Source organism: Singulisphaera photorubra, from assembly GCF_045290345.1.
Lineage (GTDB): Bacteria > Planctomycetota > Planctomycetia > Isosphaerales > Isosphaeraceae > Singulisphaera.
The window spans coordinates 9,309,279-9,328,168 of record NZ_CP155447.1; the positions used below are offsets into that span (position 1 = coordinate 9,309,279).

Genomic DNA, 18,890 nt, shown 5'->3' on the forward strand with positions numbered 1-18,890 from the left:
CATCGTGAGGCACCGACCGCGAAACTTATCTCCATGGCAACTTTACGTCAACACCAAGACGCGACGATCCACGATCCTGACGATGCCCTCTTTCCTGAGCGTGCGATTCCGCCAGATTTGACCACGCGCTTCGCTTCGATACGATGATTCATGGTCTCTGTGCTGGTTGCCAATTGTGTTCGATCCGTTCTGACGTCCGAGATTTTGAGGAACCATGATGCCCTCTCCCGGTGCTCGACTGCGTGCGGCATGGGTGGAACAGCCGATTTCCATTCCCGGTGCCTTCAACGCCCTGACAGCGAAGCTCGCGGAACGACTTGGCTTCTCCGCGGTCTACCTGTCGGGTGGAGCGCTCTCGGCCGGCTGGGCGGGGCTGCCAGATATCGGACTGCTGTCGCTTTCCGAGTTTGTGGAACAAGCCGCCGTGATTGCCCGCGCGACCACACTTCCGTTGCTCTGCGATGCCGACACCGGATTCGGAGAGGCGATCAACGTGGCACGGACCATTCAACTCTTCGAACAAGCAGGGGCCGCAGGAGTTCACCTCGAGGACCAGGTGCTCCCCAAGCGTTGCGGGCACCTTACGGGAAAGTCCTTGATAGAAACCTCGGCCATGGCCGCGAAGATCCGTGCGGCTGTCGAAGCTCGTCGCGACCCCGATTTCGTCATCATCGCGCGAACCGACGCCCGGTCGGTCGAAGGATTCGATGCCGCGGTCGATCGGGCGCGCGCCTATCGGGTGGCCGGAGCTGACATGATTTTCCCGGAAGCCCTCGAGTCGGCGGCGGAGTTCGCCTCGTTCGCGAAACGCGTCGAGGGTCCCAAAATCGCCAACATGACCGAGTTCGGACGCGGTCCATTGCTCACGCTCGATGAACTGGGGGGGTTGGGATACCAGGCCGCGCTGTTCCCGCTGACTGCATTTCGCGCGGCGATGCATGCCGCCGAACTGACGCTCAAGGAACTTCGCAATGCAGGTACCCAACGCGGAATTCTCGACCAGATGCAAACCCGCGCCGAACTCTACGAGTTGCTCGGTTACACCGACTGGGAGAAGCGCGATCGGGGCTACTTCTCAGGGGAGCCCAGTGGTTCCTAGCAAATCTCTGGCCGCGCGCCGATTGACCCCTCCAACCGTTCTGATACATTGGATATGAGTCCTCGGAACGGTCACGTCTCGAGGTTTGGAATCGGTCCGGCTCATCCTGAGGGTTTTGCTTATTGGGCAGACCAGGAAAGCTATGATCGATCTTGTTGTTATATTTGACTTTCGGTCGCGTGGTCTAAGCAATTGCCCATCCGGCGGAAGCGGGAATCGGCGTGGCTGACCGGCGCTGAAAACGACACTCCACCCCCATACCTCAACGCGAGGGGCCGGCGATGCTAACGAGTTTCGCGCTTTGGCTGGTCTCGACGCTCATTGGGATAGCGGTCGCTCTGACCGCTGGGTGCCAGGGTTCCGGTATGTCATTCGCGTCCGTCCGAGGACGGATGCGAAGTGGCGCCGAGGCATGGCTTCGGGGGTTAGGACAGTACGGGAACAGCAGTTTTCCGACCAGGTATGCTCTCCTGGTCGTGACGACAGGTGCCTCGGCTTATCCGCCGCGACACTGTACGGCCGCATCCTGGAATGCTCTCGTTCGCCGAGAGGGTTCTGGTGGCGGTTCTATAGCTAGTCTCGACGACCCTCTGGGTTGGACAGTCCTCGTTGGAGCCGGTTTGAGTCGTTGACGGCGTTGGTGCCAGTCGCTTCGGAAGTGCTTTCGCTCCGGACCCCGCCCTTTCTGGCCGGGGATACGGCAGCGCGTCGAAAGACTTCCTAAGTGGAAAGGCAAGGCGCCGACGTGATCGAGGCGACCATAGGCCTGATCGGAATGATTTTCGGAGTCGCCGCCGGGCTGTCGGGGGCTTTCGTCGTCGCTCGACACCGCGCCAAAATGGCGCGAGGTGAAGCCCAAATCATTATCGCCAATGCGGGTCGCGAGGCCGAGACGATTCGCAAAGAGGCGGATATTCAGTCTAAGCAAGAGGCGCTCCGCCGTCGCGAAGCCATTGATGCGGAAACCGAAGAGGTTCGCAAAGGGTTTCGCGAGCAAGAGAAACGGTTCGAGAAGCGTGCGGACCTCCTCGACCAGAAGCTCGATCTGATCAATAAAAAAGAACGAGACTTCGAGCACGTTCAGCGGTATCTGGCCGAACAGCAAGAAGAGCTCACACGCCGGAATCAAGAGGTCAAACTCACTTTGACCGAGCAGCGGGACGTGCTCCATCGCGTCGCTCAGCTTGGTCCCGACGAGGCCCGAACGCTGCTTCTCAAACGCCTGGATACGGAATTGCGGCATGAGGTTGGCGGCTTGATCCTCAAGCACGAGCAGATGCTTCGGGAGACATGCCAGCAGAAGGCCCGCGAGGTTCTCGCCACGGCCATTCAGCGATATGCGGCCTCGCATACCGCCGAGACCACGGTGAGCACCGTCGATATCCCGAGCGATGATATGAAGGGTCGAATCATCGGCCGCGAGGGCCGCAACATCCGCGCCTTCGAGAAAGCCACGGGGGTCGACGTCATCGTCGATGATACTCCGGGCATCGTCATCGTGACCGGGTTCGATAACATCAGACGTGAGATCGCCAAGCTCTCGCTCGAGAAGCTGATCATGGACGGGCGGATCCATCCGACCCGGATTGAGGAGATCGTCAAAGAGACCCAAGAGGAGATGGAGCAACACATCCGCCAACTCGGTCAGGCCGCCGCCCAGGAGGCGAATGTGCCGGCTCTGCACGATCGATTGCTCGATATGCTGGGTCGGCTCAAGTTCCGCACCAGCTACTCTCAGAACGTCCTGCAGCACTCGCTCGAGGTGGCCTACCTGACAGGTCTGATGGCCGAGGAGATCGGTCTCGATGGGGCGCTTGGTCGGCGCTGTGGCTTGCTGCACGACATCGGCAAAGCCGCTGATCACGAGATGGAGGGGGGACACCCCGTCATCGGCGCGGAACTGACGAAACGGTATGGTGAACGACCCGAAGTCGTCCACGCCGCTCTCGGGCATCACGACGACCTGAGACCGGATACCCCGTACACCGTTCTGGTCGCCGCGGCCGATGCGGTCAGTGCGAGTCGACCCGGCGCAAGGCGCGAGACGCTGGATAAATATGTCCGCCGCCTCGAAGACCTCGAAGCCCTCGCGTGCGGCTTCCCCGGCGTAGAGCAGGCCTATGCGATTCAGGCGGGACGGGAAATCCGGGTGATCGCCGATAGTCACCAACTCGGGGACGAAGCCGCCGCCAAACTCTGTCGGGATATTGCGAAAGCCGTTCAACAACAACTGACCTATCCCGGCGAAGTCAAAGTCACGGTCTTGCGTGAGACGCGCAACGTCGAATTTGCTCGCTAAGCCCACGCTCCGCCGCATGATGGCAGCCGAGCGTGGGAAATTTGCATTTCGAACCCGAATCCCTCACGGGCAAGAGTTCGACGAGATCCAGAGGTCGAAATCCTATGCCCCTGAAAATTCTGTTCATCGGTGACGTCGTCGGATCGCCCGGCCGAAAGATCGTCAGCCAACTCCTCCCGCGCTTGATCCACCGCTGGAATCTCGGGCTCGTGATCTGCAACGCCGAGAATTCGGCGGGAGGCTCAGGGCTGACGATCAAGTGCTACGAAGAGCTGGTCGAAGCGGGAGTCGACGTCTTCACACTGGGAGACCATGTCTATCGCAAAGACGAGGTCTTTACCCTGTTCGAACGTACCGACCGTCTGCTCAGACCGGCGAACTTTCCGCTCGATTCCCCCGGAGAAGAAGCCGTTGTCGTGCAGGCCAAGGACGGGACCATGGTCGGCGTCTTCACGGTCCTTGGTCGGACCTTCATGCGACCGGTCGACTGTACGCTCCGCGCGGCCGACCGCGTCCTGGATCGACTTGCTCCGCTGGCGAAGGTCATCGTCGTCGACATCCATGCCGAAGCAACCAGTGATAAGCAACTCCTGGGACGCTACCTGGATGGGCGGGTGTCCGCTGTCCTGGGCACACACACTCACGTCGTCACGGCCGATGAGCGAATCCTTCCTCGCGGTACGGCGTACCAGACCGACGTCGGCATGACCGGCCCACACGACTCGATCCTTGGCCGTCGCTACGATCGGGTGCTCGCGGCTAACCTGAGCTTCGTTCCGCACTACTTCGAGGTTGCTACCGGCGACCCTCGCCTCAACGCCGCACTCCTTGAGGTCGATCCCGAGACAGGTGAAGCGCTCTCGATCCAGCGAATCGGCATCGATCAGGAGGAAGCCCTGAGACTCATGACCAACTCGGCGTGAGGCTCAGCCGGCTTGTTCTATCAATGAAACTCGCCCGAGACGTGGCGGAGCAGTCGCTCTAGCCCGCGTTCAATTCCCCGGGCGACTGCGTTGGAGTCTTCGAAAACGCGCTTTTCAAGAAAGTGCCAGCGAACCCAGTGGCCCACCCCAAGCAGGGCGGCCGACGCGTCAAACGCATCGATCAACACCCCTTCGGAACTATCGAGCGGACGGACCGCCGAGTAGGCGTTGAGCGCTTCGGCTCGCGCCCAGCGATCTTCTTCCACCCATTCGGCCAAGAGCCGGGCCAGATCGCCCGAGACGACATCGACCCGCATCGCTCCAAAATCGATCAGACCGGTTAGGGTCTCGCCCTCAAACAGCAGGTGATCGGAACGAACATCACGCAAACAGGGCTGGAGCCTACAAGTCATGGAGGCCGCCTGCTTGAGATGCTCCTGGTAGCGTGGAGTGACACGACGAGCGACGTCCAACCACCGAAGCGCGTGGCCTCGTGCCGGATCACCTGCGGTCCCTTCCACGGCCGCTTGAAGCAAGTCAAAGCCGCCTCGGAGCAGGGCCCTGATCTCCTCGAGTCGATGTCCCAGCCCTGGGCTCGGTCCGAACCTCGACCACGAGGCCATGGCTTGATGGAATGAGGCGAGGGCCGTGAATCCGGCGCGGAGTCGAACTCGTTCGGGCGGACGTTCGAGCGCGGCCGATCCGGGCATCCAGGGGGAGACGTCCCAGAGCCGGCCGCTCTGCTCCTGAAAGGTTCGTCCCATGCGATCTTGGAGCGGAATGGGAACAAAGCCAAGTGATTCCGCCATGAACAGCCACTCATGGATCTGCCTCAGGTGGGCCATGTCGGTCCCATCCGCGGGCCAGGCACGAGCGACGAGCGAACCCTGACCCGACAGATAGCGCCAGAGACTGACGCCGCTGTTTCCGCCCGCATTGCCCAAGGCCTCTGGTTCGGCCACTGGTCGAACCATCGCCGGGTAGTGGGCCAAGACGGAGTGCAGATCGTCAAGGGTCATCGCCTAGCCGATCGACCGATCGGCCTCATTGCAGAACGCATCGTTCTCGACCAGGAGTTGTTTCTGGAGGCCCCGAATCGCATCCATCATGCGATCGGTCACCGTCGTGAGGACGGACCGATCATAAGGAGGTGTGCTGGGCATATCCGAAAGGTCGATCGGCGGGCCGAAGATGACGCGCGAATGTGAAGGAGTGGATAATGACTTCAAGACTTCGTTCGACGGCGGTGTGTCGCAAATGAACGCGGGGATCACCGGAACCCGCGCATGAAGCGCCAGGAATGCCACCCCCGGCCGCCCAGGGCCGAGTTCTCGCCCCGAGGTCGGCAGGATCCGTCCCTCAGGGAAGACCGGCACAACACGCCCCTGCTCAAGGGTTCGAAGCGCCGCACGAATTGCGGAGAGATCCTGACCGTCACGTCGAACCGGGATACACCCAAGCCGGACGCAAATGGGGTGGAGTATCCGATTGTCAAAGTATTCCTGGGCGATGATGAACCCGAGGACTCTCCGACTACCCGCCTGGAGTAGCATGTGATCGATCGAGCAGGTGTGGTTCGCGATCAGGATCGCGGCTCCGTGCTCCGGCAAAGGGCAGCGGTTCTCCAGACGAAGCCGATGCCAGAGTCCGCAATACAGTCGATTGAGCCAATCGAGCGGGCGAAGAATCCCGACTATCTCCGGTCGGACTCGGGGCCGAGGCATGAGGACCCAGGGCCCCGCCAGAACCAGCGCCGTTAGGGAGAGCAAGAGACCAGGATTCATCCGATCGACTCACCAGCGTTCGAGACGTTCGCGGATTGCGACCGTTGAGGACAGACCCGCTTGACCTGACACGACATTAAGAGCCAGTTTCATGGATACCGCAATGGCCGATAGAGGGTCAAGTGGTCCGCGAGCGAGAAGGATCGGGGAGCCGAACTCAGAAGCTCAGTTCGTTTTCCGGCGAGATTGACGGCGACGCTGAACGACCGCGGCCGACACGACCAGGCCCCAGAGAGCCCAGGTGGCGGGTTCCGGAACGGGCGGGGCAAGAATTTCCAGATCCCCCTCCAACTCGAGTCCGCTCATGAACCCACCGGAATTCGGCGCGAACGCCTTCGACCTCATATCGGCGATCGCCGCGTCGCTGAACCGTGTCGAGGGGCTCGTCAGCATTTCCCACTTTGCGGATGCGGCATCCAGGTAATCACCCGACTGATCATCATGACCACCGACACCAAATGCGTGCATCAATTCGTGCGAGACATTGTGAGCCACCGCCCATTCGAGTTCGTCAAGGGTTGAGCCATAAGAGAGCTTATCGATGAAGCTGAAACCATTGTTTCCCACGTTAGTGATCCCGATTGCGTTGGGGTTCGGGCCATACGAGGTACCGGACACGACACTTAGCGTGTGATTGGTGGGAATGGTAGGGTCGAGGGTGATCTTGGGAGCGAGGCCGCCGCTCAGTTGAAAGGTTTGATTGACATGATCGAGCACGGAGTTCGTGAACTCGGCTTGCTGCTCCGAATTGGGGGTTTGCCCACCAAAGTACTTCGTGAGGACCGGGCTGGTGAACCAGGGCTGTGCTCCGCCCGTGGTCATGACATTGGCTTCGGGGTAGGGACCACTGCTAAAGTTCAGATAGGCATCGGCCTTCCCTCCGGCGGGAATCGAGCTCGAGAACCTTGAGATTGATGGGGTCGCAGGAGGCGACGGGGGCGGCGTGAAGACGGGCGCAGCGACGGGAACGGGCTTTGGGGGAGTCACGGGGGCGGGAGGAGCCACCGGCGGAGCGGGTCGCGCTGTGGTGGGAGTGACCGCGTTGCCGCCCGACGACCAGAACGACCAAGAACCTTCGCCATTTGAGATCATGGGCTCAGCCAAGGCGACGGAGCCCGTGACACTCAAGATCAAGACGCTCAAGAACAACGTCTTCACTGCGGACATGGCGAACCTCCTGTTCGTCGGCCCCAGAAGACGCCATCATGGCGTCATCCCAACTCGGCCGGATACCAACCCCTCGTCCGAATGAATGATTGCGGGCTTATAAGTGATGATCGTGATCGATGCGGCGTGAGGGGCGTTCGAGGAAGAGCAAGAGGTATGCCAAAGGCCTCGAAAACATCGATATTGCTGGTTTTCGCGGCTTGGATCGCCAGGGATGATGACGGAACGTTTGGCTTGATGAGGACCTACGTCAAGCGATGGCGTTTCGATTCGTTGTTGCGGGGCGTATGGGGCCGTTCATGTAAAAGGTTTCAAAAGGGGAAGCTTTTACAACTCGTCCGTAAAAATGGACACAAACGGAAGAAGTTGCCAAACCCTGTTTGAGGGTGAGTCGCGAATTTCGTGCCCATTGCCAATGCCTATTATTAATAAATGCGACGGCATAACTTCAGTTGTTGGGTTATTGCACGCGATCAGGACTGTCGGGGACCTGAGTCCGAACCGATTTTTCGTTGCGGCAACGGTTTATCCTGGCTATACTCTTTTTTGCAGCAATTGATTTGGTGGTCCAATGCGTCGCCTGTGTGGTTTTCGTACTCGCACAGGCCCGGAATGTTCGACGATCCGGATCTGCATCCATTTGCACGACGAACGGCCGCCGGGTGCCAATGAAGGAGTGATTCAGTGAAGCTTTCTTGCAAGATTTGGACCGCGTTCTCTGGCCTGACTCTCTCGCTGGCTTTGCTGAGCGGATGCAATCACGAAGAAGCCGCTCCCGAAGTTGCTCCCGCCCCTGGCGACGCCGCTCCCGGCACGCCCGCACCGGCCACGGAAACCCCGGCCGCCACGGCACCCGCCACGCCCGAACCCGGTCCGGCTCTCGAAGCTCCCGCCCCCAGCACGCCCGATGAGCCCAAGCCCGCTCCGGCCGAAGCCCCCGCTGAGAAGCCCGCTGAGACCCCTGCCGAAACCCCTGCCGAGAAGAAGTAAATTTCTCGCAGTATAGTTTTGATGTTTGCCATGGCCGTCTTCCTTTGATCAGGAAAGACGGCCATAACTATTTACTAGCCCTTCGCGGGTCGACGGCCACGACGTTTCTGTTCAGGCCCCTCGCTTGTTCTGGGTTGCCGGATTGATGAGTGAACCGATCCCATCAATATCAATTCGAACGCGATCCCCTTCGCCGAGGCTGAACTCGTCGGGAGGTACAATTCCCGTTCCCGTGAGGAGAATCACGCCGTCAGGGAACCGATTGTCTCGTCCGAGCCAGTCGATCAAATCCTCAAACCGGCGGGCCATTCGCCCAAGCGAAGTGCGTCCCTCGAAGATGACCGCCTGGTCCCGCTCGATCGTGAGCCGGATCTCAACCTCATTTCTTGGCGGCATTGCGGAGGCCAACGTGATCCACGGGCCAAGCGCACACGAGGCGTCGTAGACTTTCGCCTGCGGTAGATAAAGGGGGTTCTCTCCCTCGATGTCGCGTGCGCTGACATCATTGCCAATGGTGTAACCGACTAAGCGCAGGTCAGGAGTCAGGACCAGAGCCAGTTCCGGCTCGGGAACGCACCAACGCGTATCCGCGCGGACGCGGATCGGGCGTCCCGGACCGACAACACGGCTAGGCGTGGCCTTGAAGAAAAGCTCCGGCCGCTCCGCTCGGTAGACCAGGTCGTAGAAGGATCCCCCCTGCTCCGACTCTTCCTGGCGAGCCACCTTACTGCGTTCGTAAGTGACCCCCGCCCCCCACACCTCGTGAGCATCCAGCGGGGCCAACAGACGAACACGATCGAGAGGAATCTCGGCTCCCGCCCGCTCTGAGAGTTCCAGAATCCGCTCTTCCGGGTTCGCCGTTTGAAGCAATTCGCCCAAGAACGTGTTGCCGGAACCGAGCGGTACGATCTGCTCTCCGTTCACGAGTCCCACGACTGGGGTCGAATCGGTTTCCGAGAGAAACTTGGCGATGCGCATGGGGCTCATTCCTGAACGATGGCAACCACGATTCGACGACGAGGTCTCTTTCCATAATCGAGCCGGCGATTTCGGTCAACAACGAGTGCCCCAAAAAATAATCAAGTCCTTGGTAATTTCGTCCGATGGATCGTGTTATACGGAGTTGTTTCGCCGCTCGATCACTTGACGGATCGAGCGCGAGACATCGCGCAGGAGGCGCGGATGTCGGAACGGATTGTTGTTGTCGGACACTCGGCGATCACCTGTCTCGGTCGTGATCTCGGCACGACCTGGGACGGCCTGGTGAGCGGCCGTTCCGGTCTTGCACGCCACGCGATGTTAAACCCTGAGTCGTTCCTCCAGGATGTGGGCGGCGTGGTCGAGGACTTCGGTCCAGGCTCTTTGGGTGAAGATCCCGCCATTTCAAGGCTGGGAGCGAGGTTCATCCACCTCTCGTTGGCCGCGGCCCGAGCGGCCTGGAGCGACGCCGGGCTCGACGGGAATCGGGTCGAGCCTGAACGGGTTGCCGTGGTTGTCGGCTCGGCCTTGGGTGGTCAAGACTTGCTCGACGCGGAGCAGGCCAGGATGGCCAAGCGGCGAAGCCTTGCAATCAGCCCGTTTATCGTGCCGGGGCTGATTATCAATCAGGCGGCTGGCCAGGTCGCGCAGCATCTTGGGCTGAACGGACCGAGCGTGGCCCCGGCGAACGCCTGCGCATCGGGGGGGCACGCGATCGCGCTCGGGGCAATGTTCTTACGGGCAGGCGAGGCGGACTTTGCGCTCTGTGGGGCGGGAGAGAGCACGTTTACCCCGCCGATCGTCAATGGCTTCGCGACGATGAAGGCGCTTCTTCCCCGCCGTGCGGACGACCGCTCATCGTCCGACCCCGGCCAATCCAGCCGACCGTTCAGCGTGGACCGCGCAGGCTTCGTGCTCGCGGAGGGAGCGGGCATGGTCGCTTTGGCCACCGAATCCGCCGCCAATCGACTGGGACTCACCATCCAGGCCGAATACCTGGGACATGCCCTGAACACAGATGGGTTTCACGTCTCACTCCCCTCCAAGGACAAGATCATCGCCTGCTTGACGACCGCCCTCAGGCGTGCGGATGTCCGGCCGGATGAGATCGACTACTACAACGCTCACGGGACGAGCACCATCATGAACGACCGGATCGAGACCGAGGTGGTCAAGACGGTCTTCGGTGAGGCGTCCCGAAAACTGCCGGTCAGTTCGATCAAAGGGGCGATCGGTCATAGCCTGGGTGCGGCCTCCGCCATTGAGGCGGCCATCTGCATCCGCGCACTCCTTGAACAAATGATTCCGCCCACGATTAACCATATTCCCGACCCTGAGCTCGATCTCGACTACGTGCCCGGCGAAGCGCGTGATGCTCGCCTCGAAACCGTAATGACTGCCTCGTTCGGATTTGGCGGCACGAATAACGCCTTGATTTTTCGGAGATGGAACCGATGACCGATCCGACCCTTTTGGCCGAAATCACCGCAATCGTTCGCCAGGCCGGCAGGATTCCGAACCAACTGGTGGTCACGGCCGAGTCGAGAATGGTCGAAGACTTGAATATCGACTCGCTCGACCTCGTCAACGTGGTCCTCAAGATCCAGGACCATTTTGACGTTGCCATTGATGACGAAGATATGCCAGACTTGCGACGTGTTTCCGACCTGGCGACGTACGTTGCAGCGCGTCGTGGGTCGGCCGCTGCGTGACGGCAGGCCTTTGCCGCACGCAGAAATCGCCCAGGGAAGGGAGTCCCTCATGGAGCGACGGATGCTCAACGTTCGCAAGCAACTGCTGCGAACGATCTTGCCCGTCTTCAGGTATCTGCCGTTGCCGCTCGCGTCAAGGATGATCGCGGGGATTGGCCGGACCGAATATCACCTGATCTCAAAGCTCCGCCTGGCCTACCGCGAGGCGGTCGGCCGTGCCCGGGAGAGCCTCGGCTGCGACTGGGACATCGACTCGGTCAGTCTTGATCTCGCGGGCAATCAGGTTTGGTGGCGAACGCGTGACTTGCTCCTGGACGGAGTGGCCGATAATCGCGCGGATCCGATGTTCCTGGTCACTGGCCGCGAACTCCTTGACTCGGCCCTCGAGCAGGGGAAAGGCGTGATCCTCCTGACCAGTCACTATGGCGGCCACCTGCTTCCGGCGCACTGGTTGGCTCGTCGAGGGTATACGCTCCGTTTCTTCATGGAGCGGCCGCGGCACGTCTCGAAGTTCCTCGAACGTCAGTTCGAGAGCGAAGGGCCACTTGCTCAGGACAAGCTCTTCATCTCGCGGAAAGGGAACGCGAACGGCTCGGCCGGATCGATCCTGCGGGCTTCGCGAGCTCTGGGCGCCGGGATGATTCTTTACCTGGCCGGGGATGTCCGCTGGACTGGTGCCCATACGCAGCAGGCTTCATTCCTGGGCCAGAAACATCAGTTTTCGGCAACCTGGGTCAACCTGGCTGCGATGACCGGTGCGCCCGTGGTTCCAATTTTCTGCCACATGCAGCCTCAGGGCCGGTATCACGTGGAGTTTCACCCGTCGTTCCAGATTCCCAACGACGCTCTGCACAACGGTGAGAGCCAGGTTTGGGTTCAGAGGTTTTTGTCGTTGCTCGAGCAGGAGGTACGTCTCCACCCCTCCAACAGCAACGAGTACTTCTTCTGGCCGACTGAAGACGCGGTTGCTGCCGCCTAAGCGACCTTCCTCGCGAGGCGAAGGCCAAGCCTCGCGGGCATCGTTGCAGTAGGATCAGCGCACCACAACACCCGAGAGGACTCCTGGATGTCGGAATCGACGACTCCCGTGACTCGATCATTTCGAGCAACACTCTGGCCATGGCTGGTGCTTGCATTCGCCGCTCTGATCGCGGTCTGGCATGCCGTGGACTTTCCAGACGACCTCGACGTGGAGTTCCCTCGGGTCCAACGACCAACCTTCAGCCGTCGCCCACCGCCTGCCTACCGGCTTGCGGAACCTGGGGACACACTCGATCGGGCGGCAATTTATCTCTCCGCCGCCGCCGTCGTCCTCTCGGTCTCGGGAATCTTGCTGACGCGCAAGCGAACCGGACTCTGGACCGCGGGCCTTGCACTCTCAGGCGCGGCACTCTGGCATGCGTCGACGCCCGGTCCGACCTTCGACGGATGGCACGGGATGGGCTGGCGGGAGATCTTCGACCCCTTGGCGCCTCCCGTGTTACGGATCTCGCTGGCGATTGCGGCGATCGCACTCACACTGATCGTCGTGGTTACCGTCCTCCGCAAGCGTTCCGAGTGGGGCTCACTTGTCGCGCGGGCCCGGCTCGCGGGCAACCTTGGACTTCTTGTCACGGCCACGGTTTTGGTGCTGCTACGTCAGTTTGAGATCCCCGGGGTGGAACCGGTCGGGTACTGGCCGCGTTGGTCGTTTGTGCTCGGATTGCTCGCATTCGACCTGGCGCTGCTCAAAGCGATTCCAAAGCCCCCTGCCCCTGCCCCGTCGCGGATTCGCGTGGCCACCTCGTTGGGCCTGAGCTCGCTCGCCTGGTTCGCGCTGGTCGTCGGAGGGATCAGCTTGACCTGGTATCACCGCCCCCTTTCTCGGCTACGAACCGTCGTGCCCGGAAAGATTTATATCTCGGCCATGCCAACCAAGCGTGGCCTGGAGGTGGCTCAAGCGAGACATCATTTCAAGACCATCATCAACTTGTTTCCTGAAGACACACCGCAACGAAGCCCGATCTTGCCCGACGAATTGCAGTTCGCCAAGGAACATGGCATCCAGTACGTCGGCAGCCCTTCAGACGAAGAAAGCTCCAGCCGCTTCCTCGACCAAACCCTGGCGCTCGCCCAGGATCCCAACGCCTGGCCGATCCTGGTTCATTGCCATGGCTGCATGGATCGAACCCCTGCCTGGATGGGAATTTACCGATTCATCGTGCAGGGGCGGCCGCTGGACGAGATTCTGTCGGAGATCGAACAGCATCGGGGATACCGCCCCAAGGCCTCGGTCACCTTGCTCTACAACCGCGTACTTCCGCCTCGGGCACCCGAGCGTTACGCTGCGGATCCTACGGCCAAAGTCCTGAAGGAAAGTGCCAAAGGAACTCCTGATCCGGCGTTGCAACCCGCAGGCGCACGACGACGACGCGCGAACCCAGAGGCCGTGCCTCGTGTCTCGCGAAGGGTAGGCCCACAGGCTCACGTACCGAACTTGACACCTTCACGCCGATCGCTAGAGTACCAGAAGACCCCCAGCGATCCGCTCATTCACGAACCGGCCTCTTTATCATGACCTCCCCGACGCACTTGAGTGTGGTCTCCGAACGGACCAGTGTTCCCGCGATCAGTACTCTGATGCATATGGCATTGGCGACCCCGGGCCTGATCTCGCTGGCGGCGGGCTTTGTCGACCAACAAAGCCTGCCCGTGGGGTTAGCCGCCGAGGAGATCGCCGCGATTCTGGACGATGCGAGTGAAGGACGTCGAGCGCTACAGTATGGGACGACCATCGGCGACCACCGGCTGCGGGAACGACTCATTGCCTTCTTGGAGCAGGACGAACGGGTGCCAAGTGGTACTTACCAACATTGGGTTCCCCGGACGGTCGTCACGACCGGCTCTCAGCAACTGCTTTATTTAATCTCCGAGGCCCTGCTGGATCCGGGTGACATTGTTCTGGTGGAGTCGCCGACTTACTTCGTCTACCTGGGAGTTCTGGAAACCCGAGGTGTTCGCGTTCTCGGGATCGAGATCGACGAAGGGGGACTGCGGCTCGACTCGCTCGAGTCGACGTTGGCAGATCTCGACGCGAAAGGTTTGCTGCATCGCGTCAAGCTGATCTACACCATTTCCGAGCACTCCAACCCATCGGGAATCAGCCTGGCCGCGGACCGGCGTCAGCCACTCGTCGAGTTGGCCAAGAAATGGTCTAAATATCAAACAATTTTCATTCTTGAAGATTCAGCCTATCGCGGGTTGACCTTCGATGGTGTCGAACCTCCAAGCGTCTGGAGTTACGACCCGGATGGCGAGACCGTGATCCTCGCGCGGACCTTCAGCAAAACGTTCAGCCCGGGGTTCAAGACGGGCTACGGGGTCTTGCCGGCCGCTTTGCTTGAACCTGTACTCCGGTTGAAAGGCAACCACGATTTTGGATCGGGGAACTTCGCCCAGGTGGTGCTCGAGCGTGCGATCGGTAGCGGCGGATATCAGCGGCATGTCGCGACGCTCGTCGAGGTCTACCGCCGGAAACGGGATGTGATGCTTGCGTCGTTGCGGGAGTCATTCGGAGATGGGACTGGATCGGTGCAGTGGACCCACCCTCGGGGGGGGCTCTATGTCTGGCTGTCGGTCCCGAGTGAAGTGGATACAGGTCCGGCAGGTTTGTTCTTTGCGAGATGCCTGGAGCGAGGCGTGCTCTACGTGCCCGGATCGTACTCGTACGCGGACGAGACCGGCTCGGCACCGAGGAATCATGCTCGACTCTGTTTCGGTGTTCCGTGCGAAGCCGATCTCGTCGAGGGAGCCAGGCGTCTTTCGTTAGCGCTGACTGATTGTCTTAACCCGGTCGCCTGAGCGGACGAGCGGCCGAACGATTCGGCCGCGAGGCGACGAGTGGGGTTCGACTGCGGCAAGGATGCTGGGGGAACGCCGTGTTTGGAATCCTACAGCGCTATGTTATGGGGGAGGTGCTCCGCGCCTTCGCCCTCGCATTGCTCACTGTCACCTCGATCATCGTCCTCTTCATGGTGATGATCGAGGCCTCCAATATGGGCCTCTCACCGACGGAGATCGTGCATCTCGTACCGTACATGGTGCCGGGAAGCCTGCTCTACACGATTCCAGTCTCGCTGCTGTTCTCGGTCACCGTCGTCTACGGCAGACTTGCCTCCGACAACGAGATCGTCGCCATCAAGACGGCCGGGCTCAGTACTCTGTTCGTGCTTCGCCCTGCGATTTACCTGGGGCTTGGTCTGAGCATTATTCTGCTCTACCTGTCGTACGGGCCGATCCCAATGGCCAATCATCAGGCCAAGCAAATCATCATCGCCGACATGGAAGAAGCCTTCTATAAGGTCCTAAAGAAAGAACGCCAGCTCGACAAGGCACAGTGGCCATTCATGATCATGGTGAGAGACGTCGAGGGCAAGACCATGCTCGACGCAACTTTCAAGCACCGCACGGGGGGGGGTGGTCGAGGCACTCCCCGAAGTTTCGACACGATCATTCAGGCCAAAAAGGCGCGGATTCGCTTCGACAAGACGAAGGGCGAAGCCCTTGTTTACCTCGACGATGCGGAGATCAGCAATCCGACCAAAGATGTGTCGCTGATCAACGACTCGATCCTTCCGATTGAGCTTCCCGAGAAGGGCAACATGCCCGATTTTAAGCGGATCCAGGAACAGACGACGCCGGAAATGATCAAGGAGCAGGCGCGTTTACTCGTCTCAATGAAGACGGAACGAAAGCGCTGGGCCATGTCCGCCTCACTCGGCATGGGCATGGGCTTGCTGGAGCGGACTCAGTGGAAGCAGGTCCAGGTCTCGTTTAATGACTACGGAAGCTGGCAGATGCAGTGGCGTGCGCTCGAGACGGAGAAGAACCAACGCATTGCGATGTCGTGTGGGAGTTTTTTCTTCGTGCTCCTGGGAGCTCCGGTAGGCATTATCTTCGCGAGACGTGACTTTCTGAGTGCGTTCATCTCCTGCTTTGTACCGATTATCATTCTTTACTATCCCTTGATTCTGCTTGGCACGAACATGGGCAAGGACGCGATTTTGCCCCCTGTTGTCGCCCTCTGGCTCGGCAACACGGTCCTGGGCGTCCTGGCCGGCCTGGTCCTACCTTCGGTCATGAAACATTGACAACCCGCTGGGAATGAGCGGGTCGACTTCGCCCAGAAGGAAAGCCGACGATGCGGATCCTCGATCGCGAGCGTTACTGGGCTTTTCTCAAAGCCTATATCATCTGCTTCGTCGCGCTGGTCGGCCTTTACGTCGTTATCGACGCATTTTCCAACCTCGACGAATTCGCCAAGCGCGCCGAAGGGGTGACCCAGCTCTTCCAGGTCATGGGCTGGTACTATCTCATTCACATGAGCCAATTTTATGACCGGCTCTGTGGTGTGATTGGGATGATGGCCGCAATTTTCACGGTCACCTGGATGCAGAAGAACAACGAACTACTCGCGATGCTCGCCGCCGGCATTAGCACCCAGCGCGTCATCCGTCCCGTCTGGATCTCGACGATTGCGGTTAGCCTGCTTGCGGTTTTCAATCAAGAAGTCATCATGCCTCGGTATGCCGCCGAGATCCAGCGGTCCCACGATGATGACGGTTCGCTGAAGGTCTTGGTCCCCAGCCGGTATGACTCCAACAAGGTGGTGATTCACGGCCGCGAAGCGGATCGACGGAACAAGACCCTCTTACCTTGTAACATCACCGTTCCGGCCGACATGCTCGGTGTCATCGTGGAGATCGAGGCCAAGCAAGCTCGCTACATCCCTCCAGATCACCCCAGAGCCCCGCTCACTGGAGGATGGTTACTCCGGGGGACGCGTCTGATCACTCCTGTCGACGAGAAAATCTTCGAAGATAAAAATGGGGTGCTCGTCAAGGTCGAGGACCTCAAGGGGTTCCCGAGCCTCGCTGATAGCAAATCAAGCCTGTTGGGCGATTCGTTTTTTTTGCGAAGCACACTCGACTTCGACTCGGTCGCGCGGAGTCGTGATTGGTATCACTATGCGACAACGACCGAGCTCATCCAAAGTCTCTCCGACCAGTCGAATGATAAGGCTGAGCGAGTCACGATCGCGGTCTTCCTCCACTCCCGCCTGCTTCGCCCACTCCAGAGTCTCAATTTAATGATGCTCAGCCTGCCGCTCGTTCTCGGCGGGTTCGGCCGCAACATGTTTGTGAACCTCGGGCTCTCGCTGGGCACATCCGCCTTGTTCTATGGCGTCTGCTTCCTCTCGAATTATCTCGGCGACCACTCTGTCATCAATCCCGAACTCGCCGCCTGGGCCCCCTTGATCGGGTTTGGCAGCATTGCCGTGGCGCGCTGGGGATCAATTCGCACCTGAGCCGCTCCCAAGCGACCCGTAAAGTGGCGTCACAACCACTTTTCCTTGGGACGGTCGGGTCCTTTTCGTCGCCATAGAATATTCAACAACTCGCAAAGCGGAGAGTTGCCAACCTCTGACCGAGCGGGTTAGGATCAGCCCAACCCAATCGTCGCTTCGTGGCGCGAGCATCTTGCTCTCCGGATGGTCCCGGTGAGCGTGATCACCTAGCGACGCCTTTGGATTTGAAAAAAAAGGGGCCTCTCCATGTCCGAGCAACCCAAGCTGGATTGTCCCGACTGTGAGGACGGCGTCTCTCGCCGCGAGTTCGTCCGGAAGATGACAGGGCTCGCCGTGGCGGGAAGCCTGGTTCCGCTCGCCGCGGGACCCCGGCGTGCGATCGCCGCCCCCACGGCCAAGAGCACCGCCGAGACCGCAGTCAAGCGGTTCTACGACACCCTCTCCGACACCCAACGCAAGGAGATCTGCTTCCCCTTCGATCACAAGCTTCGCCACAACATCAGTGCCAACTGGCCGATCACCAAGGCCAAGATTGATGACTACACGAAGGAACAGCAGGTCATCCTCGACGAGATCTTCCGGAGCGTCACCAGCCCGGACGGCTACGAGCGTTTCCAAAAGCAGATGGATGACGATTCGGGCGGCTTCTCCGAGTATCACGTCGCCGTGTTCGGCACCCCGGGTTCCGGCCACTTCCAGTGGGAGCTGACCGGACGGCACCTCACGATTCGGGCGGACGGCGATAGCGTCGCCAACGCCGCCTTCGGCGGACCGATCGTCTACGGACACGGCGCGGGGGACGGTAAGAAAGGCTTGCCAGGCAACGTTTTCTACTACCAGACCTTGAAGGCGAACGAAGTCTTTAACGCCCTCGACGGTAAGCAGCGGAAAGCCGCCCTTCTGGCCGAACCCCCGAAAGAGACCGACGTGCTCGTTCAGGGGAAGTCAGGGACATTCCCCGGTCTCTCGGTCGGCGACCTCTCGAGCGACCAGAAAGCACTCGTCGAATCGGTCCTCAAGGTGATTCTCGCTCCCTACCGCGAAGAGGATGTGAACGAAGCGATCGCGCTCCAGGCGGAAGGGGGCGGGCTCGACGCCATGCACATGGCCTTCTACCAGGCGCAAGATCTGGGCAACGACCAGGTCTGGGACATCTGGCGGATTGAGAGCCCCTCGGTCGTCTGTCACTTCCGGGGCGCACCCCACGTCCATGCTTACCTGAACATCGCCAAGAAGGCCTGATTCCACGCATGATCGGGCTGGTAGTTTTTAACCCCTTCTCCTGCGTTTTCGCAGGAGAAGGGGTTCGTGTTTGACAAGCGGCGAGTGGATGATCCGGGCCGATCGTAAAAGGCGTGAGCACCGTTGTTTTTGCCGAGACTCGTACTATAATAACTTTTTGCGTCACCCCACTCCTTGCGTTGAGGGGTGGGTCTATCTCCTGATACCTCAACCCCTAGCACCGGGACAGGCCATCGGCTGGATCGTCAGACGATCCGAAGTCGGTCGAGGTCATCTCAACTTTGACCGGGTCGTTTTCAGCCCGACGGTTTGTTTCAAACCCCATTGCGTTCTGCAAAGGGGATGGGATC

At 60.1% G+C, this 18,890-nt stretch carries 16 protein-coding genes; 12 read left to right on the forward strand and 4 right to left on the reverse strand.

Features of this window, described 5'->3' with window-relative positions; all coding sequences use genetic code 11:
* Positions 1-214: 214 nt before the first annotated feature.
* The 3 genes from prpB to V5E97_RS34715 all read left to right on the forward strand — a co-directional run bounded on the left by prpB (position 215) and on the right by V5E97_RS34715 (position 4,321).
* Complete coding sequence (gene prpB / locus V5E97_RS34705) at positions 215-1,099, forward strand: methylisocitrate lyase (RefSeq protein WP_406696113.1); 885 nt, start codon at positions 215-217, stop codon at positions 1,097-1,099.
* Between the two features lie 775 nt (positions 1,100-1,874).
* Positions 1,875-3,398: a ribonuclease Y gene (gene rny / locus V5E97_RS34710; RefSeq protein WP_406701262.1), complete on the forward strand. Its 1,524-nt coding sequence runs from the start codon at positions 1,875-1,877 to the stop codon at positions 3,396-3,398.
* A 104-nt stretch (positions 3,399-3,502) separates the two neighbouring features.
* Positions 3,503-4,321, forward strand: coding sequence for a TIGR00282 family metallophosphoesterase (locus tag V5E97_RS34715; protein WP_406696114.1), 819 nt, complete (start codon positions 3,503-3,505; stop codon positions 4,319-4,321).
* 20 nt (positions 4,322-4,341) lie between these two features.
* Here V5E97_RS34715 and V5E97_RS34720 read toward each other — a convergent pair whose 3' ends face one another.
* The 3 genes from V5E97_RS34720 to V5E97_RS34730 all read right to left on the reverse strand — a co-directional run bounded on the left by V5E97_RS34720 (position 4,342) and on the right by V5E97_RS34730 (position 7,272).
* On the reverse strand, positions 4,342-5,340 hold the full coding sequence (locus V5E97_RS34720) for a phosphotransferase enzyme family protein (protein ID WP_406696115.1): 999 nt from the start codon (positions 5,338-5,340) through the stop codon (positions 4,342-4,344).
* A gap of 3 nt (positions 5,341-5,343) precedes the next feature.
* A complete protein-coding gene (locus V5E97_RS34725; RefSeq protein ID WP_406696116.1) occupies positions 5,344-6,105 on the reverse strand; it encodes a lysophospholipid acyltransferase family protein in 762 nt (253 codons plus the stop codon).
* A gap of 165 nt (positions 6,106-6,270) precedes the next feature.
* Positions 6,271-7,272 (reverse strand): hypothetical protein, encoded by a 1,002-nt coding sequence (locus tag V5E97_RS34730; protein WP_406696117.1) that lies wholly within the window; start codon positions 7,270-7,272, stop codon positions 6,271-6,273.
* 684 nt (positions 7,273-7,956) lie between these two features.
* On the opposite strand from V5E97_RS34730, the gene V5E97_RS34735 reads away from it, so the two are divergent.
* A complete protein-coding gene (locus V5E97_RS34735) occupies positions 7,957-8,262 on the forward strand; it encodes a hypothetical protein (RefSeq protein ID WP_406696118.1) in 306 nt (101 codons plus the stop codon).
* A 111-nt stretch (positions 8,263-8,373) separates the two neighbouring features.
* Here the strand turns inward: V5E97_RS34735 and V5E97_RS34740 are convergent, their stop codons facing one another.
* A complete protein-coding gene (locus tag V5E97_RS34740; protein WP_406696119.1) occupies positions 8,374-9,240 on the reverse strand; it encodes a fumarylacetoacetate hydrolase family protein in 867 nt (288 codons plus the stop codon).
* Positions 9,241-9,444: 204 nt separating this feature from the next.
* On the opposite strand from V5E97_RS34740, the gene V5E97_RS34745 reads away from it, so the two are divergent.
* From V5E97_RS34745 to V5E97_RS34780, 8 genes are all read left to right on the forward strand, one after another.
* Positions 9,445-10,698: a beta-ketoacyl-[acyl-carrier-protein] synthase family protein gene (locus V5E97_RS34745; RefSeq protein ID WP_406696120.1), complete on the forward strand. Its 1,254-nt coding sequence runs from the start codon at positions 9,445-9,447 to the stop codon at positions 10,696-10,698.
* Positions 10,695-10,952: an acyl carrier protein gene (locus tag V5E97_RS34750; protein ID WP_406696121.1), complete on the forward strand. Its 258-nt coding sequence runs from the start codon at positions 10,695-10,697 to the stop codon at positions 10,950-10,952. Before V5E97_RS34745 ends, V5E97_RS34750 begins: the two co-directional genes overlap by 4 nt.
* A 49-nt stretch (positions 10,953-11,001) precedes the next feature.
* Positions 11,002-11,931: a lysophospholipid acyltransferase family protein gene (locus V5E97_RS34755; RefSeq protein WP_406696122.1), complete on the forward strand. Its 930-nt coding sequence runs from the start codon at positions 11,002-11,004 to the stop codon at positions 11,929-11,931.
* 87 nt (positions 11,932-12,018) lie between these two features.
* Positions 12,019-13,509: a protein-tyrosine phosphatase family protein gene (locus V5E97_RS34760; protein WP_406696123.1), complete on the forward strand. Its 1,491-nt coding sequence runs from the start codon at positions 12,019-12,021 to the stop codon at positions 13,507-13,509.
* A 62-nt stretch (positions 13,510-13,571) separates the two neighbouring features.
* Positions 13,572-14,792 carry an aminotransferase-like domain-containing protein gene (locus V5E97_RS34765; protein WP_406696124.1) on the forward strand — a complete coding sequence of 407 codons (1,221 nt, stop codon included), beginning with the start codon at positions 13,572-13,574 and terminating at the stop codon, positions 14,790-14,792.
* Positions 14,793-14,869: 77 nt separating this feature from the next.
* A complete protein-coding gene (locus V5E97_RS34770) occupies positions 14,870-16,081 on the forward strand; it encodes an LptF/LptG family permease (RefSeq protein WP_406696125.1) in 1,212 nt (403 codons plus the stop codon).
* A gap of 50 nt (positions 16,082-16,131) precedes the next feature.
* A complete protein-coding gene (locus V5E97_RS34775; RefSeq protein WP_406696126.1) occupies positions 16,132-17,298 on the forward strand; it encodes an LptF/LptG family permease in 1,167 nt (388 codons plus the stop codon).
* Between the two features lie 246 nt (positions 17,299-17,544).
* The gene (locus V5E97_RS34780; protein ID WP_406696127.1) at positions 17,545-18,540 is read left to right on the forward strand and encodes a DUF3500 domain-containing protein; all 996 of its coding nucleotides are present in this window, start codon (positions 17,545-17,547) and stop codon (positions 18,538-18,540) included.
* Positions 18,541-18,890: the final 350 nt, after the last annotated feature.